Origin of the sequence: Streptosporangium oxazolinicum, assembly GCF_039537505.1 — a bacterium.
In the GTDB taxonomy this organism is placed as follows: Bacteria; Actinomycetota; Actinomycetes; order Streptosporangiales; family Streptosporangiaceae; genus Streptosporangium; species Streptosporangium oxazolinicum.
In genome coordinates, this window is record NZ_BAABAQ010000004.1 from 515,487 (window position 1) to 539,252 (window position 23,766).

19 protein-coding genes and 1 tRNA gene are annotated in these 23,766 nt (G+C 70.3%); 9 read left to right on the forward strand and 11 right to left on the reverse strand.

Going from position 1 to position 23,766, the window contains the following annotated elements; translation table 11 throughout:
- Positions 1–456: 456 nt before the first annotated feature.
- On the forward strand, positions 457–4,107 hold the full coding sequence (locus ABD817_RS15170; protein WP_344918533.1) for a CARDB domain-containing protein: 3,651 nt from the start codon (positions 457–459) through the stop codon (positions 4,105–4,107).
- A gap of 233 nt (positions 4,108–4,340) precedes the next feature.
- Here the strand turns inward: ABD817_RS15170 and ABD817_RS15175 are convergent.
- The 3 genes from ABD817_RS15175 to ABD817_RS15185 all read right to left on the reverse strand — a co-directional run bounded on the left by ABD817_RS15175 (position 4,341) and on the right by ABD817_RS15185 (position 6,853).
- Positions 4,341–4,413 (reverse strand) — tRNA-Ala (locus tag ABD817_RS15175).
- Positions 4,414–4,644: 231 nt separating this feature from the next.
- Positions 4,645–6,213, reverse strand: a complete 1,569-nt coding sequence (locus ABD817_RS15180) for a vWA domain-containing protein (RefSeq protein ID WP_344918534.1) — start codon at positions 6,211–6,213, stop codon at positions 4,645–4,647.
- A 106-nt stretch (positions 6,214–6,319) separates the two neighbouring features.
- Positions 6,320–6,853 carry a TIGR03086 family metal-binding protein gene (locus ABD817_RS15185; protein ID WP_344918535.1) on the reverse strand — a complete coding sequence of 178 codons (534 nt, stop codon included), beginning with the start codon at positions 6,851–6,853 and terminating at the stop codon, positions 6,320–6,322.
- A gap of 65 nt (positions 6,854–6,918) precedes the next feature.
- Between ABD817_RS15185 and ABD817_RS15190 the strand changes: the two genes are divergently transcribed.
- Both ABD817_RS15190 and ABD817_RS15195 read left to right on the forward strand, forming a co-directional pair.
- A complete protein-coding gene (locus ABD817_RS15190; protein WP_344918536.1) occupies positions 6,919–8,703 on the forward strand; it encodes an asparagine synthase-related protein in 1,785 nt (594 codons plus the stop codon).
- Positions 8,700–9,533, forward strand: a complete 834-nt coding sequence (locus tag ABD817_RS15195; protein WP_344918537.1) for a DUF6597 domain-containing transcriptional factor — start codon at positions 8,700–8,702, stop codon at positions 9,531–9,533. The genes ABD817_RS15190 and ABD817_RS15195 overlap by 4 nt, the downstream gene beginning before the upstream one ends.
- Positions 9,534–9,535: 2 nt before the next feature.
- On the opposite strand, the gene ABD817_RS15200 is transcribed toward ABD817_RS15195, so the two are convergent.
- A complete protein-coding gene (locus ABD817_RS15200) occupies positions 9,536–10,015 on the reverse strand; it encodes a rhodanese-like domain-containing protein (RefSeq protein ID WP_344918538.1) in 480 nt (159 codons plus the stop codon).
- Between the two features lie 312 nt (positions 10,016–10,327).
- Here ABD817_RS15200 and ABD817_RS15205 point away from each other — a divergent pair, with 312 nt between their 5' ends.
- The 5 genes from ABD817_RS15205 to ABD817_RS15225 all read left to right on the forward strand — a co-directional run bounded on the left by ABD817_RS15205 (position 10,328) and on the right by ABD817_RS15225 (position 17,374).
- A complete protein-coding gene (locus ABD817_RS15205; protein WP_344918539.1) occupies positions 10,328–11,371 on the forward strand; it encodes a helix-turn-helix domain-containing protein in 1,044 nt (347 codons plus the stop codon).
- A 556-nt stretch (positions 11,372–11,927) separates the two neighbouring features.
- Complete coding sequence (locus ABD817_RS15210; RefSeq protein WP_344918540.1) at positions 11,928–13,385, forward strand: hypothetical protein; 1,458 nt, start codon at positions 11,928–11,930, stop codon at positions 13,383–13,385.
- A gap of 579 nt (positions 13,386–13,964) precedes the next feature.
- Positions 13,965–15,350 (forward strand): selenium-binding protein SBP56-related protein, encoded by a 1,386-nt coding sequence (locus ABD817_RS15215; RefSeq protein ID WP_344918541.1) that lies wholly within the window; start codon positions 13,965–13,967, stop codon positions 15,348–15,350.
- Between the two features lie 55 nt (positions 15,351–15,405).
- Positions 15,406–16,023 carry a hypothetical protein gene (locus ABD817_RS15220; RefSeq protein WP_344918542.1) on the forward strand — a complete coding sequence of 206 codons (618 nt, stop codon included), beginning with the start codon at positions 15,406–15,408 and terminating at the stop codon, positions 16,021–16,023.
- A gap of 103 nt (positions 16,024–16,126) precedes the next feature.
- Entirely contained in the window at positions 16,127–17,374 is a 1,248-nt protein-coding gene (locus ABD817_RS15225; RefSeq protein WP_344918543.1) for a serpin family protein, read from the forward strand.
- A gap of 196 nt (positions 17,375–17,570) precedes the next feature.
- On the opposite strand, the gene ABD817_RS15230 is transcribed toward ABD817_RS15225, so the two are convergent.
- The 4 genes from ABD817_RS15230 to ABD817_RS15245 all read right to left on the reverse strand — a co-directional run bounded on the left by ABD817_RS15230 (position 17,571) and on the right by ABD817_RS15245 (position 20,870).
- A complete protein-coding gene (locus ABD817_RS15230) occupies positions 17,571–18,311 on the reverse strand; it encodes an SAM-dependent methyltransferase (protein WP_344918544.1) in 741 nt (246 codons plus the stop codon).
- A gap of 336 nt (positions 18,312–18,647) precedes the next feature.
- Positions 18,648–19,676, reverse strand: a complete 1,029-nt coding sequence (locus ABD817_RS15235) for an alpha/beta fold hydrolase (protein ID WP_344918545.1) — start codon at positions 19,674–19,676, stop codon at positions 18,648–18,650.
- A 29-nt stretch (positions 19,677–19,705) separates the two neighbouring features.
- Entirely contained in the window at positions 19,706–20,200 is a 495-nt protein-coding gene (locus ABD817_RS15240) for a DinB family protein (protein WP_344918546.1), read from the reverse strand.
- Positions 20,201–20,243: 43 nt separating this feature from the next.
- Complete coding sequence (locus ABD817_RS15245; RefSeq protein WP_344918547.1) at positions 20,244–20,870, reverse strand: SAM-dependent methyltransferase; 627 nt, start codon at positions 20,868–20,870, stop codon at positions 20,244–20,246.
- An 89-nt stretch (positions 20,871–20,959) separates the two neighbouring features.
- Between ABD817_RS15245 and ABD817_RS15250 the strand changes: the two genes are divergently transcribed.
- Entirely contained in the window at positions 20,960–21,565 is a 606-nt protein-coding gene (locus tag ABD817_RS15250) for a helix-turn-helix domain-containing protein (RefSeq protein WP_344918549.1), read from the forward strand.
- Between the two features lie 161 nt (positions 21,566–21,726).
- Here the strand turns inward: ABD817_RS15250 and ABD817_RS15255 are convergent, their stop codons facing one another.
- The 3 genes from ABD817_RS15255 to ABD817_RS15265 form a co-directional block, all read right to left on the reverse strand.
- Positions 21,727–22,164 (reverse strand): SRPBCC family protein, encoded by a 438-nt coding sequence (locus ABD817_RS15255; RefSeq protein WP_344918550.1) that lies wholly within the window; start codon positions 22,162–22,164, stop codon positions 21,727–21,729.
- On the reverse strand, positions 22,161–22,295 hold the full coding sequence (locus ABD817_RS15260; protein WP_344918551.1) for a hypothetical protein: 135 nt from the start codon (positions 22,293–22,295) through the stop codon (positions 22,161–22,163). Before ABD817_RS15260 ends, ABD817_RS15255 begins: the two co-directional genes overlap by 4 nt.
- A gap of 188 nt (positions 22,296–22,483) precedes the next feature.
- Entirely contained in the window at positions 22,484–23,401 is a 918-nt protein-coding gene (locus tag ABD817_RS15265) for a diacylglycerol/lipid kinase family protein (protein ID WP_344918552.1), read from the reverse strand.
- Positions 23,402–23,766 lie beyond the last annotated feature (365 nt).

Sequence of the window (23,766 nt, forward strand, 5' to 3'; positions counted from 1 at the left end):
GTGAGCCGGCGGCCCCGGCGTTCAGGACCGGTATCCGCGCCCGGTGTCCACTCCCAGGTGCCCACGCCCCGGTGCCCGTACTCCCGCTGTCCGTACGCCCGGTGTCCGTACTCCCGGTGTCCGTACGCCCGGTGTCCACGCCCAGGCGTCCGCGAGCCGGTGTCCACTCCCGGCATCCACGGCCCGGCGTTCACGGCCGTTTTGACCCCTTGTCACATCTCGCGTCGAGTCAGTTGAGAAAGCTGCTTCCCAGCCGTTGACGTGCCCGTAGCACGTATGTAACATTTGGCCAACGCCATGCAAGAATATTGCAAACTACTGTTCATTTTCTTGCTATTCCTCGCAACTCTCCAGAGATGCACTGCGTCGTGCACCTGCCCCCCATTACGTGTGCGGTGAAGGCTCGCGCCTTCACGCCTCGGCCCTGCCGTGCCTGACGAGAGAAGAAGAGCGCGAATGAGAATGCTGTACAGACCGTTACGGCTGGTGGCGACCATGGTGGCCACCGCCGGTCTACTCCTCGTGGGGTCGGTCGTCCCGGCCTCCGCCGCAGCCGGACCCAATCTGTCGCCGGGCAAGGCGACCCTGGCCAGCAGTTCCACGGGCGGGCAACCGGTGTCCGCCCTCAACGACGGAAACCAGTCCACGTACTGGGAAAGCGCCAACAACAGCTTCCCGCAGTGGGCGCGGATCGACCTCGGCACCGCCACGAGCGTCGAGCAGATCGTCCTGAAGCTGCCCCCGCCGGCCGCCTGGCAGACTCGCACCCAGACGCTCTCGGTCCAGGGAAGCGCTGACGGCAACACCTTCAGCACGGTCGTACCCTCGGCCACGTACACGTTCAACCCGGCGACCGGCAACACGGTCACGATCAACTTCGGCGCCGTCTCCCACCGCTACTGGCGCGTGCACGTCACCGCCAACACCGGCTGGCCCGCCGCGCAGATCTCCGAGTTCGAGATCTACGGCGCCGCCGGCAGCGGCGGTGACACCCAGAACCCGTCGGCCCCGGGCAACCTCGCCTTCACCCAGCCGGCCACCGGCCAGATCAGGCTGGCCTGGACCGCCTCCACGGACAACGTGGGCGTCACCGGGTACGACATCTACGCCAACAACCAGCTGCGGGGCAGCGTCGGCAACGTGCTGACCTACACCGACACCCAGCCGGCGTCGGCGACCGTGACGTACTTCGTGCGGGCCAAGGACGCGGCGGGCAACCAGTCGGCCAACAGCAACTCCGTGACCCGCACCGGCACCGGCGGAGAGCCCGGTTCGAACCTGGCGATCGGCAAGGAGCTGGTCGCGTCCGGCCACGTGCACTCGTTCGTCGCCGCGAACGCGAACGACAACAACCTGGCCACCTACTGGGAGGCCAACTCCGGCGCGTTCCCGAACACGCTGACCGCCAAGCTCGGCGCCAACGCCAGCGTCAGCTCGGTCGTGGTGAAGCTCAACCCCGACTCCGCGTGGGGCACCCGTACGCAGAACATCCAGGTCCTGGGCCGTGAGCAGAACGCCACGGGCTACACCAACCTGGTGTCGGCGCAGAACTACACGTTCAACCCGGCCTCCGGCGGCAACTCGGTGACGATCAACCTCTCCGCCACCGTCGCCGACGTGCAGCTGAGGTTCACCAGCAACAGCGGCGCGCCCGGCGGGCAGGTCGCCGAGTTCCAGGTCTTCGGCGTCCCCGCGCCGAACCCCGACCTCACGGTCACCAACCTCTCGTGGACCCCGGCGTCCCCGAACGAGGCGAGCGCGATCACGCTGTCGGCCACGGTCAGGAACGCGGGCACCGCGGCCTCCCCCGCGGACAGCGTCAACTTCAACCTCGACGGCACGGTCGCCGGAACCGTCGCCATCCCCGCCCTGGCCCCCAACGCCACCGCCACGGTGACCCACAACATCGGCACCCGAGGCGAGGGCAGCTACACGGTCAGCGCCAGGGTGGACGCGGACAACACGGTCTTCGAGCAGAACGAGGGCAACAACGTCCTCACCGCGTCGTCGCCGCTGGTGGTCGCGCAGGCTCCCGGCCCCGACCTCCAGGTCCTCGGCGTCACCTCCAACCCGCCGAACCCGGCCGTCGGAGCGCCGGTCTCCTTCACCGTGTCGGTGAAGAACCGCGGCACCACCGCGACGGGCGCGACCACGGTCACCCGCGTGACGGTGGGCGGCACCACGCTCAACGGCAACACCGCGTCGATCGCCGCGGGCGCGACGGTCAACGTGGCCGTCAGCGGAACCTGGACCGCCACCAGCGGCGGCGCCACCATCACCGCGACCGCCGACGCGACCAACGTCGTCACCGAGACGAACGAGAACAACAACACGTTCACGCAGTCGATCGTGGTCGGGCGCGGCGCGGCCGTCCCGTACGTCGAGTACGAGGCCGAGTCCGCCAGCTACCAGGGCACCCTGCTGGAGACCGACCCGCTGCGCACCTTCGGGCACACCAACTTCGCCACCGAGTCCTCGGGCCGCAAGTCGGTGCGGCTGAACAGCACGGGCCAGTTCGTCGAGTTCACCTCGACCAACCCCTCCAACTCGATCGTGGTCCGCAACTCCATCCCCGACGCCGCCGGTGGCGGCGGCATCGAGGCCACCATCAGCCTCTACATCAACGGCACCTTCTCCAGGAAGCTGACCCTCTCATCGCGCCACAGCTGGCTGTACGGGAACACCGACGGCCCCGAGGCGCTGACGAACACCCCCCAGGGCGACGCCCGGAGGCTGTTCGACGAGTCGCACGCGCTGCTCTCGCAGAGCTACCCGGCCGGCACCAAGTTCAAGCTGCAGCGTGACGCGGGCGACACGGCCTCGTTCTACATCATCGACCTGATCGACCTGGAGCAGGTGGCGCCGCCGACCAGCCAGCCGGCCGGTTGCACCTCGATCACGAACTACGGCGCGGTGCCCAACGACGGGCTCGACGACACGGCCGCCATCCAGCGGGCGGTGACGGACGACCAGAACGGCGTCATCAGCTGCGTGTGGATCCCGGCGGGCCAGTGGCGCCAGGAGCAGAAGATCCTCACCGACGACCCGCTGAACCGGGGTCAGTTCAACCAGGTGGGCATCAGCAACGTCACGATCCGCGGCGCGGGCATGTGGCACTCCCAGCTGTACACCCTGACCGAGCCGCAGGACGTGGTGGGCGGCATCAACCACCCGCACGAGGGCAACTTCGGCTTCGACATCGACAGCAACACCCAGATCTCCGACATCGCCATCTTCGGCTCGGGCCGCATCCGAGGCGGAGACGGCAACGACGAGGGCGGGGTCGGCCTGAACGGCCGGTTCGGCCTGAACACCAAGATCACCAACGTGTGGATCGAGCACGCCAACGTGGGTGCCTGGGTCGGCCGTGACTACGACAACATTCCGGCCCTGTGGGGTCCCGGCGACAACCTGCTGTTCAGCGGGATGCGCATCCGCAACACCTACGCCGACGGCATCAACTTCACCAACGGCACGCGGAACTCGCGGGTGTTCAACTCCTCGTTCCGCAACACCGGCGACGACGCCCTCGCCATCTGGGCCAACCAGGCGGTGAAGGACAGGGTCGTCGACAACACGCACGACAACCACTTCGTCAACAACACCATCCAGCTGCCCTGGCGGGCGAACGGCATCGCGATCTACGGCGGCTACGACAACTCCGCCGAGAACAACCTGATCTACGACACCATGAACTACCCGGGCATCATGCTGGCGACCGACCACAGCCCCCTGCCCTTCTCGGGGACCACGCTGCTCGCCAACAACGGGCTGTACCGCACGGGTGGCGCCTTCTGGAACGAGGACCAGGAGTTCGGAGCGATCACGCTGTTCCCGCAGGGCAATGAGATTCCCGGGGTCACCATCCGTGACACCGACATCGTCGACTCGACCTACGACGGCATCCAGTTCAAGACCGGCGGCGGCAACATGCCGAACGTCGCGATCACCAATGTGAGGATCGACAAGTCCAACAACGGGGCCGGGATCCTGGCCATGAGCGGCGCCCGCGGCAACGCGATCCTGTCGAACGTGACCATCACGAACTCGGCCGACGGCAACATCGTGAGACAGCCGGGGACGAGCTTCGTGATCACCGGCCAGTAACCCTTCGGGCAGGTGCCCGGTCCTGACCCCCCTCCCGGGCCGGGCACCTGAGAAAACGACCGGCCATGTGGCGTGCTCCCCCGCGAAACCATCGGGGAGCACGCTCATGGCCGGTCTCGTCGTTCTCGGCGACTCGACCGGAGCGCTCCGGAAACGACGAGATCCCGCCCGATCATCGTGATCGGACGGGATCTCGCTGACGTCCCTCAGGCCGTTTCGAGAACGGCCCGGCGTGGAGCTATGGGGATTCGAACCCCAGACCTCCTCCATGCCATGGAGGCGCGCTACCAGCTGCGCCATAGCCCCTCGGGTGTCACCCCGAACGTCTCCGGGCCGAGCCCGGCGACCACGCCAGTGTATAGGAAATCACTCCGCACCCTGTAACCGCGGCGGCCCCGCCCAAGATCCGGTCACCGGACACAACGGAAGGCTTCCCGGCCCGCTCCGCCACCTCGCGCTCAAGATCCGGCCACCGGACCGAACCCGGCGGGCCGGTTCGCGGGAACCGGCCCGCCCGATCACGGCGCGTACGGGCGCCTACCGGAGCGACGCGGCCTTCTCGATCAGCCTGGCGAGCTCGGTCACCGCGGGGTCCTCGGTGGCCGCGGCCAGGCGGGTGGCGTGGGCGGCGAGGTCGCCGGGCGCGGCTCCGGCGATCCTCTCCCCGGTGCGGAGATACTCGGCGAAGCCCGCGGCCACCACGTCGACCTGGAACCTCGGCGTGGGCCCCTCCCACGGCGAGGCCGCCAGGTCGCTCGCCGCGAGGGAACGGGCGGCCTCCGCGGGATCGCGGGTGTCGGGGTCCTGCCAGCGCACGGTGGCGGTGGCCAGCTGGCCCGACGCCCCGCCGCGCAGCCGGACCTCGTACAGGGCCGTCACCGAGTGGCCGGGACCGATCTCGCCGCCGTCCTTGGTGTCGTCGCGGAAGTCCTCGGTCGCGATCCGCCGGTTCTCGTAGCCGATCAGGCGGTAGGACTCCACGACCGAGGGGTTGAACACGACCTGCGCCTTGGCGTCGCGGGCGCGCAGGTCGATGGTGGTGGCGAGCTGCTCGACGAAGACCTTGCGCGCGTCGTCGACGGAGCTGACGTAGACCGCGGCGCCGTCGCCGTTGTCGGCGAGCTGCTCCATCAGCTCGTCGCCGTAGTCGCGGCCGACGCCGACGCACAGCAGGGTGATCTTCTTGGCCGCCGCCTCCTCGACCCGGTCGAGGATGCCCTGCCAGGTGGTGTCGCCGACGTTGGCCAGGCCGTCGGAGAGCAGGATGACGCGGTTGACGGCCACCGGCCGGAAACTCGCCGCGGCCTCGGCGTAACCGCTGGTCAGTCCCGCCTCCAGGTTCGTCGACTGCTGGGTGGCGAGGCGTTCGACGGCGGCGTGGAGCTTCTCCCTGTCGGTCGCCGGGGTCATGGAGAGGACGACGTCCGCCTCGTCGCTGAAGGCCACGAGGGAGACCCGGTCGCCGGGCCCGAGCTGGTCGACGAGCTTGTGCAGGGCCTCCCTGACCAGGTCGAGCCTGCCGGGTTCGCCCATCGAGCCGGACACGTCCACCACGAAGGTGAGGTTCGCCGGGCGCCGGGCCTCCGCGTTCGCCCTCCTGGTCTGCAGGCCGACCCGGAGCAGCGCGGTGCCGTTCCCCGGCGTGCGGGAACCGTCCATGTGCACGGTGAAACCGTCGTCCTCGGGCTCCGCGTAGTCCTGCGCGAAGGAGTTGACGAACTCCTCCGGCCTGACCCGGTCCGCCTCCGGCAGCCTGCCCTCGGTGACGGTCCGTTTGCTGTAGCCGTAGGAGGCGGTGTCCACGTCGAGGGCGAAGGTGGAGATCTGTTCGGCGGAGGTGTCGCGTCGCCGGGTGGCCTCGGCCCGGGGATCCTCGGCCTCGGTGGTGGCGCGGGCCTCGGACCCGGCCTCGGCGGAGGCGTCCGAGGGCTCTGAGGGCTCTGAGGGCTCTGAGGGCTCTGAGGGCATGGCCGGGACCGCGTTCCCGGATTCGTGCATCGGCCGGCTGTTGGGGGCGCTGTCGCCCGAACCCCCGCAGGCGGCGGCGAACATCAGGGCGAGCAGGGCGAGCACCGCGAGAACGATGGCGAGCGGACGTGACTTCATGTCGCCTCCTAGGGATGCGTGTCCTCCCCTATGACGACTCCTCCCTACGGTCCGCCGAGAGCTTGACCCAAGCGAGCGCAAACCGTGTTCGGCACGTGATCGGGTTTCAGCGTCCCCACGCCGGGTCCCGCCCGCTGAGCCCGAGCGCCCGGTCGAACGGCGAGGCGTCCTCCGCCACGGGCACCTCCTCCCCGAAGACCCCCATCCGCCGTCCCCGCGGCGCCATCCCCGCGACGAAGGCGGCCACGGCCTCGCCGGTGGCGGCGTCCACCTCGTAGTCCTGGCCGGTGGCCCTGGCCAGGTCCCAGCCGTGGATCGCCATGTCGCCCAGCACCATCTGGCGCACCACGGTCATGGGCATCCCCAGCGTGGGGCTGGTCCCCTCGGTCACCCCGGGTTCGGACCAGGCGGCGAGCACCGCGGCGGCCCGCTCCTCGAAGGGGGCGTGGTCGGCGTCCTGCGGCGGCGGCTGCTCGCGGCGGGCCAGCGCCTCGAACATCGCGGCGGTCCAGGCCAGGTGGCCGAGCAGTTCCCGTACGTCGAAGCCGTCGCAGGGGGTGGGCAGGTCCAGCTGGTCGTCGCGGACACCGCGGGCGACGGCCGCCGCGCCGGTGACGGCGCGTGACAGCATCTCGTTCATGACGGCCATGCTGCCGAGCCGGATTCCCAGCTGTCTTGAAAAAACGCGACATAGGATCCTGCACCATGCGCGTGTACCTCGGCCTCGCGGCCAAACACCAGGGAGCCGGTATACCGGAGGCGATGCTGCACACCGTGAGGGGCGCGATCGACAGCGCCTTCCCCGTACCGCCCGAGGTCATCAGATCCCGGGAGTGGCACCGTCCCGGCATCGCCGTGTTCGCCTGGACCAACGAGCCGGACGACTCGCGGCGGCCTCCCCTGCTGGAGACCGGGCACGACCGGGTGACCGGGGTGAACGGTTACCTGGCCGCGCCGGACGACGTGAACCGGCTGGCGGCCATGCCGAGCCTGGACACCGAGGCGGTCGGCGGGTGCTTCTCCGCGTTCCGGGCGACCGAGGACGAGCTGTCGGCCGCCACCGCGATCCACCGGGTCTGCCCGGTCTACTACGCCGAGACCCCCGACGTGCACGTGATCGGCAGCCGGGCGCTGCTGGTCCACCTCGCGGGCGGCGGCGACCGGGTCGAGTGGGACGTGCTCGCGCTGCAGTCGATGATCAGGCAGGGGTACTTCCTGTCGGACGAGACGCCCTACCGCGGGGTGAGCGCGCTGCCGCCGTCCTCGTCGGTGACCGTCAGGGGCGGCCACCGTACGGTCACCACGACCCCGCTCCCCTCGGCCGTGCCCGCGCCCACGTCGCGCAGGGGGAAGAAGGAGCTGGTCGGCGAGCTGGCGAGCGCGCTGCTGGCCACGGTGGAGCCGCTGCGCGCGGCCGGGGAGCCGGTGAACCTCGCCCTCACCGGCGGCAGGGACAGCCGCCTGATCGCCGCGACACTGCACGCGGCCGGTATCCCGCTGCGCGCGACCACCAACGGCCTGGACACCCATCCCGACGTGATCATCGCCGGTCGGATCGCCCGCGCGCTCCGCGTCGAGCACACCGTCATCCCCCCGGCCCGCGCCAAGGAGGCCGAGAAGAAGGACGCGATCGTCGTCGAGCACCCCCTCGCGCGGGCCTACGAGACGTTGCGCGCCTGCGAGGGCATGACGTCGGCGTACGAGTCGATCGTCGGCTACCTCCCCTACAGCGCCAAGCCCACCATGTCGGGGCAGAGCGGGGAGATCCTGCGGGCCGGAGGTCTGCTGCTGCTCCAGACCGACCTGACGGAGAAGGCGCTGCGCCGCCGGGTGGACGTGACCTTCCTGCGGGACCCGGCGCTGTTCACCGAGGAGGCCAACGAGCACGCCCGCGAGCTGGCCGGGCCCTGGCGGGAGCGGGCTCCGCTGGAGGCGCTCGACCACATGTACATCTCCTACAAGGTCGGCCGCTGGCACGCGAGCGCGCGGGCGGGCTCGCTGCGCAGGGGCGACCAGATCTGGCCGTTCCTCGACAACCGGGTGGTCCGCGCCGCGCTGGGCCTCGACCAGACCTGGCGGCTGTCGGAGGAGGTCATCTACGAGCTGCTCGGTGTCCTGGCGCCTTCGCTCAGGGACATCCCGGTCGAGGGCAAGCCGTGGCGGTTCACCGCGGGGAGACGCTACTACCCCTGGCAGCGCAGGCCGCAGGCGCCGCTCACCGCGCCGAAGACCGGCGGGGGCGGCTGGAACTGGCGGACCAGCCCCGGCGTGGAGCTGACCGGCCTGATGCGCGACCACGTCCTCGGCCGCCTGGACCTGCTGGCGCCCATCGTCAGGCCCGACGAGGTCCGCAAGCTGTTCGCCGAACCCGTCCTGAAGAAGCCCAACCAGGCCTGGCACCTCTACACCGTGGCCACCATGCTGGGGGGCGAGTATCCGGGCAAGGAACCGGAGGGCCTGCCGGGGGTCCACATCCCCATCCCGTCGTGACGGGTCCGCCCGGTCCCGGGCTCTCCCGAGCCGGTACGGCGGGCGCGCCCGCCGACGACACCCGGGGCATCCTGAACTTCGGGGCGGCCCGGTTCCGCTACGGGCGCCACGCGTGCCACCCGGCCCTGGCGCCCTTCGTCGAGCACCACTGGATCGTCCGCTGGGAGCTGGACGAACCGTACGAGCAGCGGATCGTGTCCCACCCGTCGGTGAACCTGGTCTTCGACGAGCACGGTTCCCGCGTGGCCGGGGTCATCACCGGTGACTACCTGGAGGTCCTGACCGGTAGCGGGGTGGTGGTCGGCAGCCGCTTCCGGCCCGCCGGTTTCCGTCCCTTCCTCAGTGCCCCGCTCTCCACGATCACCGATCGCCTCGTTCCGGCCTCCCGGATCCTCGGTCCGGACGCCGACGCGGTGGCCCCGGCCGTACTCGCCGCCTCCTCGGTCTCCGACGAGGAGGCCCTGCGGGCGGTGGAGGGATTCCTGCTCGCGCGGCTCCCCGCCCGCGACCCCGTCGCCGAGCGGGCGGCGGACCTCGTCGCGAGCGTGCTCGCCGACCCGTCCATCGTCCGCGTCGGCGATCTGGCCGCCCTGCACGGGCTGAGCGTCCGGCACCTGCAGCGGCTGTTCAGCGACTATGTCGGGGTCTCCCCCAAGTGGGTGATCCGCCGCTACCGCGTCCACGAGGCCGCCGAGCGGGCCGGGCCGGCCACCGACTGGTCGCGGCTGGCCGCCGATCTCGGCTACAGCGACCAGTCCCACTTCACCCGCGACTTCACCGCCGTCATCGGCGTGTCCCCCACCGCGTACGCCCGCCGCCTGGCGGGGTGACGTCAGCAGGCGCAGGCGATGCCGGAGACCGGTGCGGTCAGGGCGTCGACGGGGCGACGGGACACGCCCTCGGCGGTCTCGACGGGGAAGCCCTCCCTGGCCCAGTACTCGAAGCCGCCGAGCATCTCCTTGACCGGGTAGCCGAGCCCGGCGAACTCCAGCGCGGCCCGGGTGGCGCCGTTGCACCCCGGTCCCCAGCAGTAGGTCACCACGGTCGTCCCCGCGGGGACGACCGAGCGGGCGCGGTCGGCGATCAGCGCGGTGGGCAGGTGGACAGCTCCCTGGACGTGGCCCTGATCCCAGCTCTCCCGGCTCCGGGAGTCGACCACGACGATGTCCGTGACCCCGGCGGCCAGGTCGGCGGCGACGTCGGACACGTCGGTCTCGAACGCCAGCCTGGCGGCGAAGTGCGCCAGCGCGTCGGCGTTCCCCGCGGCCGGTATCGCGGTGACGGCGGAGGAGGAAGGAGCGGTGACAGACATGAGTGGCCTTTCAGACGACGATGACGGTGGTGGCTGCGTGACGACGATCGCGACGACGACGGTGATGGCTGCATAACGGCGGTGGCTGCATGACGGCGATCGCGACGACGGCGGTGGCTGCATGACGGCGGTGGCTGCGAGGTCGGCGGGGGACGATGGTGCCGGTCGCGGTGCCCGGCTTGTGGGTGACGCCGGTCGTGATACCCGGCACGTGTGGTGGCGCCGGTCGTGATACCCGGCACGAGCAATGGTGCCGGGCGACATATCGGGCCCGACAGTGGCATGAATGCCGCTTATCGTTAATATCTCGCCATGCTCCTCCCGCCGCCGATGCCCCGCGCCACACGCCCCACCGTCTCCGTACTCGCCTTCGACGGCATGTCCCCCTTCGAGCTGGGCTGCGTGGTCGAGATCTTCGGCATCGCCCGCCCCGAGCTGGAGGTGCCCTGGTACGAGCTGTCGGTCTGCGCCGAGAGCCCCGCCGACCTGCGGATCACGGGCGGGTTCACGATGCGGGCGGAACACGGCCTCGACACGCTGGTGGCCGCGGACACGGTGATCGTGCCCGGGGTGGCGGACGTCCGCGGCGAGGTGTCCCGCGAGGTGGTCGCGGCACTGCGGCGGGCCCGCGACCGGGGGGCGCGGGTCGTGTCGATCTGCTCGGGGGCGTTCGCGCTGGCCGCCGCCGGACTGCTGGACGGCAGGGAGGCGACGACCCACTGGAGGTACGCCGGACTGCTCCAGCGAAGGTTCCCACGGGTCAAGGTCGATCCGGACGTGCTCTACGTGGACGGTGAGGACGTGCTGACCAGCGCGGGCAGCGCGGCGGGGCTGGACCTGCTGATCCATCTGGTGCGCAAGGACTACGGGCCGGGCGTGGCCAACGAGGTCGCGCGACGGCTCGTCATCCCCCCGCACCGGGAGGGCGGGCAGGCACAGTTCATCCAGGCCGCGGTCACGCCGGTGGAGGACGGCGCCGCCGTGGCGACCGCGATGGCCTGGGCGCTGGAACACCTCGCGGAGCCCATCACGATCGCCGCCCTGGCGGAGGCCGCGCACATGTCCCGGCGTACGTTCATCAGGCACTTCGGGCGGCAGACCGGGACGAGCCCGCTGCGCTGGGTGATCTCCCAGCGGGTCACGGCCAGCCTGGCCATGCTGGAGTCCACCTCCGCTCCGGTGGAGGAGATCGCGTCCGCGGTGGGCTTCGACAGCGCGGCGACCTTCCGCCACCACTTCACCCGGACGATGCGCACCTCCCCCTCGGCCTACCGGCGGGCTTTCCGCGCCCCGGCGCCGTCCGGCCACGCGAGCTCGCACGGGGCCGGGCATCAGGCCGGGCATCGACCCCGGTAACTGGACCCGGCTACGACCACGGAACCTTAGTGCGAAACAATCCGATGGCCTAATTTACGTTTTATCTCACATGGTTCACTTATACGACTAATCACGACAACAGTGATATTAGGGTTTTATATAGAGACCCAAATGCGCAGAGCGCAAAGAAACGCGCGCCCTCCATCAAGCTTCCATTCCAGGTTCGGGTCGCACCTCTCCTGCCTATCTCCCGGACGCCCCAAGAATGGCTGCGCGGCGTTTTCTCTTAATAGGAGGGGAGAGACAACGCACGTGTCTACTTTCATGAAACGGACCCTTGCGGGCGGCGCGCTCGCCGGGGCCGTCCTTCTTTTGCACTCCCCTGTCCCAGTTTCAGCCGATTCGCAACTTCAGATATCGGCACAGGCTCGCCACGACGAAATCCGATCCACCGAGAACACACAGGGCGACCCCTGCCCTGTCCTGCTTTCCAGCATTTGCACGAACTTCATAGCCCTGCCCGCTGTGATCCGCAGCAGGGACTCCGTAACCACCGAAACGATCATCCACAAGGGGCTGAAGCCCACCGCGAGCGATGCGGTTTACATCCCGTTGTGCAGGTGGCTCGGTCTGCCGTCCTTCCTCTGCCGCATCCCTGACGGGATCCAGGGCCCACCGGGCCCCGCAGGCCCCAGGGGCCCGGCTGGCCCCCGAGGCCCAGCAGGACCCCGAGGCCCAGCAGGACCGGTCGGACCGGAAGGACCCGCAGGCACCGACGGCGCACCCGGACCCGCAGGCCCAGCAGGACCCGCAGGACCGGAAGGACCAGCCGGACCGGAAGGACCGGCCGGACCTGAGGGACCAGCCGGACCAGCAGGCGCTGACGGCGCACCCGGACCCGAAGGACCAGCAGGCCCAGCCGGACCGGAAGGACCCGCAGGCGCCGATGGCGCACCCGGACCCGAAGGACCAGCCGGACCTGAGGGACCCGCAGGACCAGCAGGCGCTGACGGCGCACCTGGACCCGAAGGCCCAGCAGGACCCGAGGGACCCGCAGGACCGGAAGGCCCAGCCGGACCAGCAGGCGCTGACGGCGCACCCGGCCCCGCAGGACCGGAGGGACCCGCAGGACCAGCAGGCGCCGATGGCGCACCTGGACCCGAAGGCCCAGCAGGACCCGAGGGACCCGCAGGACCGGAAGGCCCAGCCGGACCAGCAGGCGCTGACGGCGCACCCGGCCCCGCAGGACCGGAGGGACCCGCAGGACCAGCAGGCGCCGATGGCGCGCCTGGACCCGAAGGCCCAGCAGGACCCGAGGGACCCGCAGGACCGGAAGGCCCAGCAGGCACCGACGGCGCACCCGGACCAGAGGGACCAGCAGGACCAGCCGGACCGGAGGGACCCGCAGGCGCTGAAGGCCCAGCCGGACCCGCAGGCGCCGATGGCGCACCCGGACCCGAAGGACCAGCAGGACCGGAAGGCCCAGCAGGACCAGAAGGACCCGAGGGACCAGCCGGACCGGAAGGACCCGCTGGCGCTGACGGACCCGAAGGACCCGAAGGACCCGAAGGACCCGAAGGACCCGAAGGACCGGAAGGACCCGCAGGGCCCGAAGGACCCGAAGGACCAGCCGGATCCGAAGGACCAGCAGGACCCGAGGGACCAGCCGGACCCGCAGGCGCCGATGGCGCACCCGGACCCGAAGGACCAGCAGGCCCAGCCGGACCCGAGGGACCCGAAGGACCAGCAGGACCGGCAGGACCGGCAGGGGCTGACGGCGCACCCGGGCCCGCAGGCGCTGACGGCGCACCTGGGCCAGCAGGACCCGAGGGACCAGCCGGACCCGCAGGCACCGACGGCGCACCCGGACCGGAGGGACCCGCAGGACCCGCAGGACCCGCAGGACCCGAAGGACCCGAAGGACCCGCAGGACCAGCAGGACCAGAAGGACCTCAGGGCCCCCCTGGACCAGCCGGACCGGAAGGACCTCAGGGTCCCCCCGGACCGCCCGGATCGACGTCAACCAGCGGCTCGGTCACCAGTCAGCCGATAACCGGTGCTCACATCGTCAGGGCGCCGATTATCACCGCCCACATCGTCAGGGCGCCGATTGTCTGGGCCACTCCTGTGGCCACCGTCTGCGCGCCCCTGAGGATCTGCTGAGGTTTTCCAGGGGCCTCATGGAAACAGGTCGATTGACGTGCCCCGGCCCGGTGGTTCACTTCGAAGGTTCCTAGGACCGGGGAAGTGAGACCCGGGAACGGCCGCACGAGGCGGGTGGCCGTCAACTGAAATACGGAGAGGTGCGGGCGTCACACCCCGCACCTCTCCGCCTGTTCGAAACCCTGTTGAGAAACCCTGTTTCGAAACCCTGTGCCGCGAGTCTCTGAAGCCTCTGTCGAAAACCTCCGCCGAAACCCTCCACCGACCGCCTCCATCGTCGGAAGATCCCGCGACCACGCGGGCCGTCTCCCGCGTTCACCGGCCCGCGAGCCGGGAGGACCGACCGGCCGGCCAACCGGCCACGCACCTTCCGTCCAGGCCGGTCACGCAATATCACCTCTGGACAATAGACAGTTTTCCTACAAGATTAGTTGGGTACCGGTTCCGGCTACGAGTTCAGGAGTCCGCCGTGGCGCTCATTCAGCCCGATCCCACCTTCTACCCGTCAGCCCGCGAGGCCATGACGGCCCCGAGGGAGGAGCTCGCCTACGTCGCGCTGCTCGCCACGACCGGTGACGACCGGCCCGACGGGCTCGCCACGATCGACCTGTCGACCGGGGCGATCGCCGACGTGCACGACATGTCCGTCCCCGGGGACGAGCTTCACCACTTCGGCTGGAACGTGTGCAGCGCGGCCCTGTGCCCGTACGCGCCACATCCGCACGTGGAGCGGCGTTACCTGGTCCTTCCCGGCCTGAGGTCCAGCAGGATCTACATTTTCGACGTCAAGGACGATCCCCGGCGCCCCAAGCTCGTCAAGACGATCGAGCCGGAGACGATCTTCGAGAAGACCGGCTACAGCCGTCCGCACACCGTCCACTGCGGCACCGACGCCATCTACGTCAGCGCGCTCGGCAACGTGGACGGCGACGCGCCCGGCGGGGTGTTCACGCTCGACCACGACACCTTCGAGCCCAAGGGCCGCTGGGAGATCGACCGGGGGCCGCAGCGGCTGCACTACGACTTCTGGTGGCACCTCGGCCACGACACGATGATCTCCAGCGAGTGGGGGACACCCAACCAGATCGAGCCGGGGCCCTCGCTGGAGCTGCTGGTCGGCCGGCAGTACGGCCACAGGCTGCACGTCTGGGACCTGGTCAAGCGCAGGCACCTCCAGGAGATCGACCTGGGCGACGAGCACCAGATGGCCCTGGAGCTCCGGCCGGCCCACGACCCGACCAAGACCTACGGTTTCGTCAACACCGTGATCAACGTCGAGGACCTGTCGGCCAACATCTTCACCTGGTACCTGGAGAACGGCGTCTGGAAGGCCCGCAAGACGATCACGATCCCGGCCGAACCCGCCGACCCCGACCTGCTGCCCGAGCCGCTCAAGCAGTTCGGCGCGGTGCCACCGCTGGTCAGCGACATCTCGCTCACCCTCGACGACCGGATCCTGCTCGTCTCCGCCTGGGGCACCGGCGAGCTCAAGGCGTACGACGTCTCCGACCCGTTCGCGCCGCGCGAGACCGGCTCGGTCCGGATCGGCGGGATCGCCAGGCGCGACGGCCACCCGGCGGCGCCGGGCCGGGCGCTGAACGGGGGGCCGCAGATGGTCGAGGCCAGCAGGGACGGGCGGCGGGTCTACTTCACCAACTCGCTCTACCGCTCCTGGGACGACGTCTTCTACCCCGACGGCATCTCCAGCTGGATGGCGAAGGTGGACATCGCCGACGACGGTTCGATCGCCCTCGACCCGGGCTTCTTCGTCGACTTCGCCTCCGACGGCCGCCGCGCGCACCAGGTCCGCCTGCAAGGTGGCGACTCCTCCTCCGACTCCTACTGCTTCCCGTGATCCGGGTCACCCGCCCACCGGGCGCCGCCTTCGCGCTCTCCGCGAGGCGCGGCCGATGGATCTGACATCCCTGTTCGTCCTGGCCGGGCTCGGCGCCTTCCACGGCCTGAACCCGGCCATGGGCTGGCTCTTCGCGGTCGCGCTCGGACTGCAGGAACGCTCGCGCGACGGGGTGCTGCGCGCGCTGCCGCCCATCGTGCTCGGCCACGCGGGCTCGGTGCTGATCACGCTCGGGCTGGTGTCGGCGGCCCGGCTGGCCGCCCCGCCGAGAGCGGTCTCGTACGGCGTGGCGGCCGTGGTGTGCGGGTTCGGTCTCTGGCGGCTGCTGAGGCGGCGCCATCCCCGCTGGGTCGGGATGAAGGTGACGAAGTGGCAGCTGGCCGGGTGGTCGTTCCTGATGGCCACCGCCCACGGGGCCGGGCTGATGGTGCTCCCGGTCACCCTGAACGGCGGGCACGGGGGCCACGAGGGGCACGACGCCGCCACGCTGGCCTCGCAGAGCCTGCTGGCGACCGGGGTGCACACGATGTCCATGCTGGTGACGACCACCGTCCTGGCCCTGGTCGTCTACGAGCGGCTGGGCGTGGCGGTGCTCCGCAAGGCGTGGTTCAACCTCGACCTCGCCTGGGCCGTCGCCCTCATCGGGGCGGGCGCCTTCGCCGCGCTCACCTGATGCCCCCCGGCGCGAACCGGCCGTCGTACGAACCAAACACCGCGCGAACCGAAGGCCGAGCGAATCGGGTGAACCGCCCGATGGCGGCGTACGTTTCAGGAGTATGCGCCGACTGTTACCCGCCCTGCTGGCCGTCGCCGCCCTCTCGGCGTGTGCCATGACCGACTCCAGCGCGGTCACCGCGAAGGGGGTGAAGCGGGAGACCCCCAAAGACCCTCCGGTCGCGGAGACCGTACGCGGTCTCACCTCCTTCGGACACGCCCTGTTCGCCGCGACCGCGAGCCCAGGGGCCAACACCGTCCTGTCGCCCCTGAGCATCGGCTACGCCTTCGGCCTCGCGAGGGCGGGAGCCGCCGGAACCACCGCCACCGAGCTCGACGCGCTCTTCGGCTTCCCCTCCGGGGGGCCGCACACCTCTTTCAACGCGCTCACCCGGCAGATCGTCACGACCGACGAGCCTCCTCCCCTCCCCGACCCGGACGCGGAGCGGGACGCCCAGGCGGGCGCACCCGAGCCGCCGATCGTGGGCATCGCCAACGCGTTGTTCACCCAGGAGGGGCTGAGCGTCAAACCCGGGTTCCTGCGTACGCTCGCGGCGCAGTACGGCACGGGCGTGCGCCAGGTCGACTTCGCAGGAGACGCCGCGGGGGTCATCAACGCCTGGGCCGAGGAGCGGACCGCCGGGCGGATCAGGAAGGTGTTCGACAACCTGCCCGCGAGGACCAGGCTGGTCCTCGCCAACGCCGTCTACCTCAAGGCCGACTGGACGATACCGTTCACCGACGCGCCGGAGGAGGGTGCCACCTTCACCCGCGCGGACGGTACGACGACCCGCACGACCCTGATGCGCCGCGACGGCTTCCTCCCGTACGCGTCGGGGTCCGGCTGGCAGGCGGTGGAGCTGCGCTATGCCGGGGACGAGCTGGCCATGTGGGTCCTCGTGCCGCGAGCGGGCGGCTCCCCCGGCGACCTGCTCTCCCCCGCCGTGATGGCGGAGGTGGCCGCCGGGCTCGGGGAGCGGCCGGTGCGGCTCGCCCTGCCCCGGTGGGACTTCTCCACGAGCCTGGACCTGGCGGAACCGCTCGCGAAGCTGGGGCTGCGGGGGAACGACTACTCGGGGATCGTCGACGGGGCCCTCCTCGACCAGGCGATCCACCGCGCCAACATCGCCGTGGACGAGTGGGGTACCGAGGCCGCCGCCGTCACCGGTCTCATGTTCGCCGTGTCCGCGCCTGCCCCGCCGGAGGCCGAGGTCCGCGCCGACCACCCGTTCGCCTTCGCGATCGTCCACCGGCCGACGCTGACCCCGCTGTTCATCGGCCAGGTCGGCGACCCATCGGCGAGCAACTGACCCGCCCTCCTCCGGCGGGCTCAGCCGGAGAGGGTGAGCGGGCCGTTGTCCACCACGCGGCCCGGCCGAAGACGCGGGCCGGTTCGTCGGCGGCGGGCGCGGCGTACGCGGTCCTCGAACGGAACGGCCTGCGGCCCGGGTTTCCGGCCTCGCGCCGGGCGCGGCCGACGTCTCCTCCGCACCGACCCGGTGGCCGTCAGCGGCGGCGCACCACGAAGACCCCCCAGCCGAGGTGTCGCCTGCCGTACTCGACGTACGAGCGGCGCGAGCGCTCCAGGAAGTCACGCACTCCCCCGGCCTCGGGGTCGTCGGGATTGTCGCGCAGCCAGTCGCTCAGCGTCCACCACTGGCTCGCCGCGTAACGGTCCCAGCTGTCCTGGTCGGCGAGGACCATCTCCAGCACCTCGACCCCCGCCGCCTCGAACCGGTCGAACGTCCCCGCCAGCGAGGTGAAGTCGTCCGGGCCGAAGCCGAACGACTCGTACGCCCCGGCGGGCGGCTCGGAGTCCCAGTACGGCTCGCCGACGAGGAGGATCCCGCCGTCCCTCAGCGCGGGGAGCATCAGCTTGACCGTGCCCTCCAGCCCGCCGCCGATCCAGGTCGCCCCGAGGCAGGACACGACGTCGAACGTGCCCGCCTCCGCCGGATAGGCCCCGGCGTCGCCCTTCTCCAGGCGGACGCGATCGGCCACCCCGAGCTCCTCGGCCCTGGCACGCGCCGCGTTGAGGAAGACGTCGCTGATGTCGACGCCGACCCCCTCGATCCCGTGGCCGAGAGACCACTGGCAGAGCATCTCCGCCTTGCCGCAGCACAGGTCCAGCAGGCGCGCTCCCGGCCGGAGCCTGGCGACCTCACCGAGCAGCGCCAGCTTGTCGTGGGTGAACGGGTTGAGGATGCGATGACCGCCCTCGGCGATCTCGTGGAAGCGCAGTGACATGGCTGCCATGTTCACCCGGCGCGGAGCAGGCGGACAACCGGTTATCGCCGGACGCGGCCTCACTCCCGCCAGGTCACGCGGGGACCCGGCACGGGTGAAGACCATCCGCTTTGGTCGGCCCCCCGAAGCCCGGGGCCTTCGATAAACGATCGTTTCTTGGAGGTCCCGAGCGCTCTTCGTGGTCACCGCGGTCGCGCGGACCACGGCACTACCGCCAAATCCGGTAGTAATCCTCCTCGCCCCCGGTAGCACCGCCCACCCGCCGGCGCGGCGCAGGACACGCGGCCCCGATGCTGTTTCGCTGTAGGGGCTGCCAACCACCATCGGGAACCGGACTCATCCGTCGAGGAAGCGCACCAGCTCCGCAGTGACGAACCGAGGGTTCTCCTCGACGAGCCAGTGCCCTGCGTGCGGCACGTCCACCGCGCGCACGATCTTGGTCATGCTCGGGGCCACTGTGGCTCGGATCGCGTCGAGCTGCCCCTGGGCGGTCATGAGCAGGGTCGGTACCTGTACTGGCGCCGAAGCCACGGTGTCACGGACGTCCTTGTCAAGGGTGCGGTAGAGCTCGAAGCCGCCCGACAGGGCCTCTGGCCGGTTGTAGGTCCGTGCGTACTCGTTGATCTCGGTGTCGGTGAACGGGGATCGATCGGAGGTGCCACCGAACGCCGTTCCGCCGAACGAGACCTGGGGGTAGAACAATGCCAGGTATTCGCGGACGTCGTCGCCCACGACCGCTTCGGGGACCCGTCGCTGGGAGTGGAAGGCGATGTGCCAGCTCAGTGAGCGGTATGTGGCCGCATCCACGGCGGGCCCGGGCAGCGGCAGATCGAAGTAGCCGAGGCGTGCGGTGTCGTCGGGGAATTGGCTGGCGTACTGGAATGCTACCGCGGCGCCGAAATCGTGGCCGACAACGGCGGCGTCCCGGATCTTGAGCCGGTCGGCGATCAACGTGTGCACGTACCGCGCCAGGGTGGCTTTGTCGTAGCCGGTCGGTGAGCCGGTGCTGTCACCCAGTCCCGGAAGGTCGACAGCGTAGACGGTGTGACCCTTGGCGAGTGCCGGCATGATCGGCCACCAGCCGTACCAGGTCTGGGGCCAGCCGTGGATCAGCACCACCGGTGTGCCGCTACCGCCGGTCACGTAGTGCATGCGGACGCCGTCGACATCGGCGAACTCGTGCCGGAAGGTGTTCTCGAACTCCGGGTCGTCCTGGGTGGCGACGGCGTAGGGGGGAACGTTGCCGGCTGCCGGCGTGGAACAGGCTGCGGTGCCGGTCGTGAGGAGGAGGGTGAGCATGACGGTCGCCAGCGTGCGCGCGGATCGAAGGACGCGGCGCGACAACGGCCGGGTTGCGGTGATCATGTGTTCCTGTCCTGGAGAAGGTGGTGGGGTCAGCGTCCGGTCGTGCCGTCGATCAGCTCGCGCAGGATGTCCGCATGGCCCGCGTGGCGGCTGGTTTCCTCGATCATGTGGGTGAGTGCCCAGCGGATGCTGGGAGCGGGGCGATTCGGCCGCGATCGAGGGAGCGGTACGCCGAGATCGGTGCACCTGTCGAGCACGTCGTTCGCGCGCTCGACCGTCTCGTGGTAGCCGGCGACGACATCGGCCACGCTGTCGGCTGGTGCGGCCTGGAACGTCGTCTGCCAGTCGGTGACGTCGTCCCCGAGGAAGATCGAGCGTTCGACGAAAGTCAGGTGGTTGAGCAGGCCGAGCAGGTTCGTGCCTGATGGCACCGCAGCCGTTCGCACCTGCGGTTCGGGGGCACCGTCGACCTTTGCGACGATCGAGGCCCGGAGGTAGTCGAGGAATCCGCGCAGGACCTCGGCCTCGCTGTTCCCGGTCCGGGGCGGCGGAGTGTCGCGGCGGCGGCGCACGATGTCAGGCATGGTGGTCCTCTCTTCGTGGGGTGGGGCGGCGCTGTTCGCCGTGTCAGGCGCCACGGCGGATGAGGAGGACATGGTCGGTGACTTCGGCGGTGCGCCCGCCCGGTCCGGTCGCGATCCTGCGGGGTGCGTCAGCCCGCTCGACCGTCCACGTCGCCGGGTTCAGATCGATCCCCGCCGCGACCTCTCCCGGACTCGGGTACCGGACGTCGGGATCCTGGTTCCACGACCACGGCGCGGTCGAGCCGTGGTCGACGATCAGCAACCGCCCATCCCGGCGCAGCGCGTGCGCGGCCGAGCGCAGGACGGTCGCCCTGTCCAGGTCGAAGGGAGTGTGCAGGTAGTGGGCGCAGATCAGGTCGAACTCGCCGTGCGGGAAAGACCTGCGCAGGTCGTGCCGCACGGCGGTGACGCGATCGCCCAAGCCGTGTGAGCGGGCGAGTTCGGTGAGCCGCTCGATCGCCACGGCCGAGATGTCGGCGGCGGTGACGTGCCACCCCTGTCCGGCGAGCCACAGCGCGTCACCGCCGGCGCCGCAGCCGAGGTCCAGCGCGTCGCCGGGCGGCAGGCTCGCGACCACTTCGGTGAGGCGGGCGTTCGGCCGCGGATCGGTGGCCGCCGGTCGTGCCGCGTACACGCCGTCCCAGAACATGACCGCATCGGTGGCGTTCAATCAAGGCTCCTTCCATCGGTGTCCGCTCAGTCTCGCCAGGCGCGCATCGATTTGGCACGAAAACTTGCTGTTATGGCAAGCTGGCCGTCATGGACCACGAAATGGACAAGGTGCTCGACGCGGTGGGGCCGCGACTTCGTGCGATGCGTCGTCACCGCGGCATCACCCTCGCCGACCTCGCGACGACAACCGGTGTGTCGGAGAGCACTCTGTCCCGGCTGGAGAGCGGGCAGCGCCGGGCGACCCTGGAGTTGCTGCTGCCGCTGGCCCGCACTTACAACGTTCCGCTGGACGACCTTGTCGGCGCCCCGCGCACCGGCGACCCCCGGATCCACCTCACGCCGATCCGGAGGTTCGGGATGACCTTCGTGCCGTTGTCCCGGCGGCCGGGCGGGATACAAGCGTTCAAAATGATCATCCCCGCGCAGCCCGAACCGCTCGTACCGACCCCGCAGACCCACGACGGCTTCGAATGGCTGTACGTGCTCACCGGACGCCTGCGGCTCATCCTCGGCGAGCGCGACCTGACGTTGCCGCCCGGTGAGGCGGCCGAGTTCGACACGTCCTTGCCACACTGGCTGGGCAGTGCCGACGGCGGCGCGGTCGAGCTACTTATCCTGTTCGACCCGCAAGGGATGCGTACGCACATACACGCCGACCCACATCGGCCGTCGTACGGCGGGAGCCGGCGGTGAACTCAGCGAGAGATTCCAGTGTTCCTGATTCAGGGAGGTCTACCGTCAAAGCGGGCAGAGGCAAAATCTGGTGACCGCCAGCAGGTGGGGAGGCTCTCATCGCGAGCTTGCCAGGGTGGGGAAGACATGGACGCGGTACCGCATTCCATCCGTGGACGACGTCACGCGTCCGTGGTGACCAGGTCGCCGAGACGCCGGACGTTCTGCTGGAGCCTGCGCCTGAGCATGCGTTCGAGAAAAGGAGCGCGCAGACGTAGCAGGCCGGGGAGCCTGACCCGGAACCACATGGTCACCAGGCATCGGTCGTCATCCAGGGGCACGACCGACCTGCCGCCCTCGACGTCGATCCCCGACGTCCCCCGCCAGACGAACTCCCTGCCGGGCACCACCGAGGTCACCACGCCGCTGATGTAGTAGAGGCGCCCGGCGAAACGCATCATCTCGTCGGTGGTGGTGCCCGGGACGACGAGTCCCGGCGGGTCGGGCGCCATCGTGGTCACGCCCGCGCGCCACCGTGGGTCCTGGCCGAAGTCGGCGACGATCCGCCATATGTCGGCTGCGGGGTGGGCCATCTCCATCGACACCCTCAGCTCGATCACAGCTCGTACACGGTCCCCGTCGGCCGCTCGGACCCCGCCCGCGAGCGGGCCTGGGCGGCGGCGTCACGCGCGGCGGAATCGGAACGAACGGGCTCGGGGGCGTCGGCCTCCGTCCAGCGACTACCGGTCATCGACCCGCTCTTTTCCACTAAGCGAAATTAATCGACAACCATACCGAATCTGCATTTGTCATGAATGCTAACTAAAAGGGGGATTTTCGAGGCCTCCCCCTGGCCGTACCTCGTACCCCGAACACCGCGCACCGGCACCGGCCGCGCGACGACCGGCGATCACCGTCGGCCGGAGCCGGTGCCCGCGATCACGAGCTGCCGGGTTCGGTGGACTCGGGCACGCGGATGGTGATGCCACCGGGCACGACCTTGGCCTTGAGCTCGGTGACGGTGCCCTTGGCGCCGCCGTCCAGCTCGTAGGTCATGGGAGTGGCGAACGTGGCGGTCACCTTGCGCGCCCGGGTCATCCGGACGAACGGCGACTCGTCGGACCGCCCCACGCTCATCCGGCCGAGCACGCGGGCCCACTGGATCGGCCCCTCCGCGGTGGTCACGCCGAGCTCCAGCCATCCGTCGTCGGGACGCGCGTCGTCGAACGCCTCGATGCCACCGGTGATGGTGCCGACGTTGCCCAGCAGCAGGCAGCTCGCCTCCCCCTCGAACCACGTCACATCGTCGATCTTGACCTTCATCCGCACGAGCTCCCCCCGGACGTGGCGCAGCCCCGTCCAGACGTACGCCGCGCGCCCCAGACGGTCCTTCAGCCCCCGGTCGGCGTCCTCGATCATCGCCGCGTCGAAGCCGACCCCGGCCATCACGGCGAAGTGCTCCCCGTTGACCTTCCCGAGGTCCAGCTTCCTGCTCTCGCCGTGGAAGGCGATGTGCAGGGCCTTGGGCAGGTCCTCGGGGATGCCCAGGTTCTGCGCGAAGAGGTTGGCCGTCCCCGCGGGGAGGATGCCGACCGTGACGCCGGAGCCCGCGAGCGCGTCCACGCAGCGCTGCACCATGCCGTCGCCACCCCACACCAGGACCAGGTCGGCCCCTTCCTTCAGCGCCTTCTTCGCCTTCTTCGGCGCCTTCTTGCTCTTGGGAACCTCGTACCAGAGCAGCTCGTCGACCCTCTCGTCGGCGAGGAGCCTGCGCAGCTCGTCCAGCCCTCCGCCGAACGTCTTCTTCTGGTGGGCGATCACCGCGACCGTGCCGACCTTCTGCTTCCGGGGCAGCATCTGACCTCCTGTAACGCCACGTCGGATACGCCAACGGCTGCCCTCACCCCGAAACGGCAAACGTCTCCACGCGCCACGGGAACGGGTATCCGCCCCCCAGCGAAACCGCCCAGCCCCGCGAGGCGGCCCCGAGCGAAGCGAGGAAAGGGGGGCGCGGGGGCGGAGCCCTCGCACCGGGGGGCTCGGGGGTCGTCCCCCGAAGAAACGACGAAGGGGCCCGCGGGAAGCAGGCTTTCTGCCTGCGAACAGCGGACCCCGGTCACCGAAACTCGCCACGGGAACGGGTACCCGCCCCCCAGCGAAACCGCCCAGCCCCGCGAGGCGGCCCCGAGCGAAGCGAGGAAAGGGGGGCGCGGGGGCGGAGC

Coding starts and splice junctions, on each gene's coding strand:
- ABD817_RS15190 (WP_344918536.1), top strand. CDS start 6,919: ATGCGCGTGTACCTCGGCCTCGCGGCCAAACACCAGGGAGCCGGTATA.
- ABD817_RS15170 (WP_344918533.1), top strand. CDS start 457: ATGAGAATGCTGTACAGACCGTTACGGCTGGTGGCGACCATGGTGGCC.
- ABD817_RS15205 (WP_344918539.1), top strand. CDS start 10,328: ATGCTCCTCCCGCCGCCGATGCCCCGCGCCACACGCCCCACCGTCTCC.
- ABD817_RS15220 (WP_344918542.1), top strand. CDS start 15,406: ATGGATCTGACATCCCTGTTCGTCCTGGCCGGGCTCGGCGCCTTCCAC.
- ABD817_RS15210 (WP_344918540.1), top strand. CDS start 11,928: ATGCGGTTTACATCCCGTTGTGCAGGTGGCTCGGTCTGCCGTCCTTCC.
- ABD817_RS15185 (WP_344918535.1), bottom strand. CDS start 6,853: ATGAACGAGATGCTGTCACGCGCCGTCACCGGCGCGGCGGCCGTCGCC.
- ABD817_RS15250 (WP_344918549.1), top strand. CDS start 20,960: ATGGACCACGAAATGGACAAGGTGCTCGACGCGGTGGGGCCGCGACTT.
- ABD817_RS15235 (WP_344918545.1), bottom strand. CDS start 19,676: ATGATCACCGCAACCCGGCCGTTGTCGCGCCGCGTCCTTCGATCCGCG.
- ABD817_RS15260 (WP_344918551.1), bottom strand. CDS start 22,295: ATGACCGGTAGTCGCTGGACGGAGGCCGACGCCCCCGAGCCCGTTCGT.
- ABD817_RS15230 (WP_344918544.1), bottom strand. CDS start 18,311: ATGTCACTGCGCTTCCACGAGATCGCCGAGGGCGGTCATCGCATCCTC.
- ABD817_RS15200 (WP_344918538.1), bottom strand. CDS start 10,015: ATGTCTGTCACCGCTCCTTCCTCCTCCGCCGTCACCGCGATACCGGCC.
- ABD817_RS15225 (WP_344918543.1), top strand. CDS start 16,127: ATGCGCCGACTGTTACCCGCCCTGCTGGCCGTCGCCGCCCTCTCGGCG.
- ABD817_RS15265 (WP_344918552.1), bottom strand. CDS start 23,401: ATGCTGCCCCGGAAGCAGAAGGTCGGCACGGTCGCGGTGATCGCCCAC.
- ABD817_RS15240 (WP_344918546.1), bottom strand. CDS start 20,200: ATGCCTGACATCGTGCGCCGCCGCCGCGACACTCCGCCGCCCCGGACC.
- ABD817_RS15180 (WP_344918534.1), bottom strand. CDS start 6,213: ATGAAGTCACGTCCGCTCGCCATCGTTCTCGCGGTGCTCGCCCTGCTC.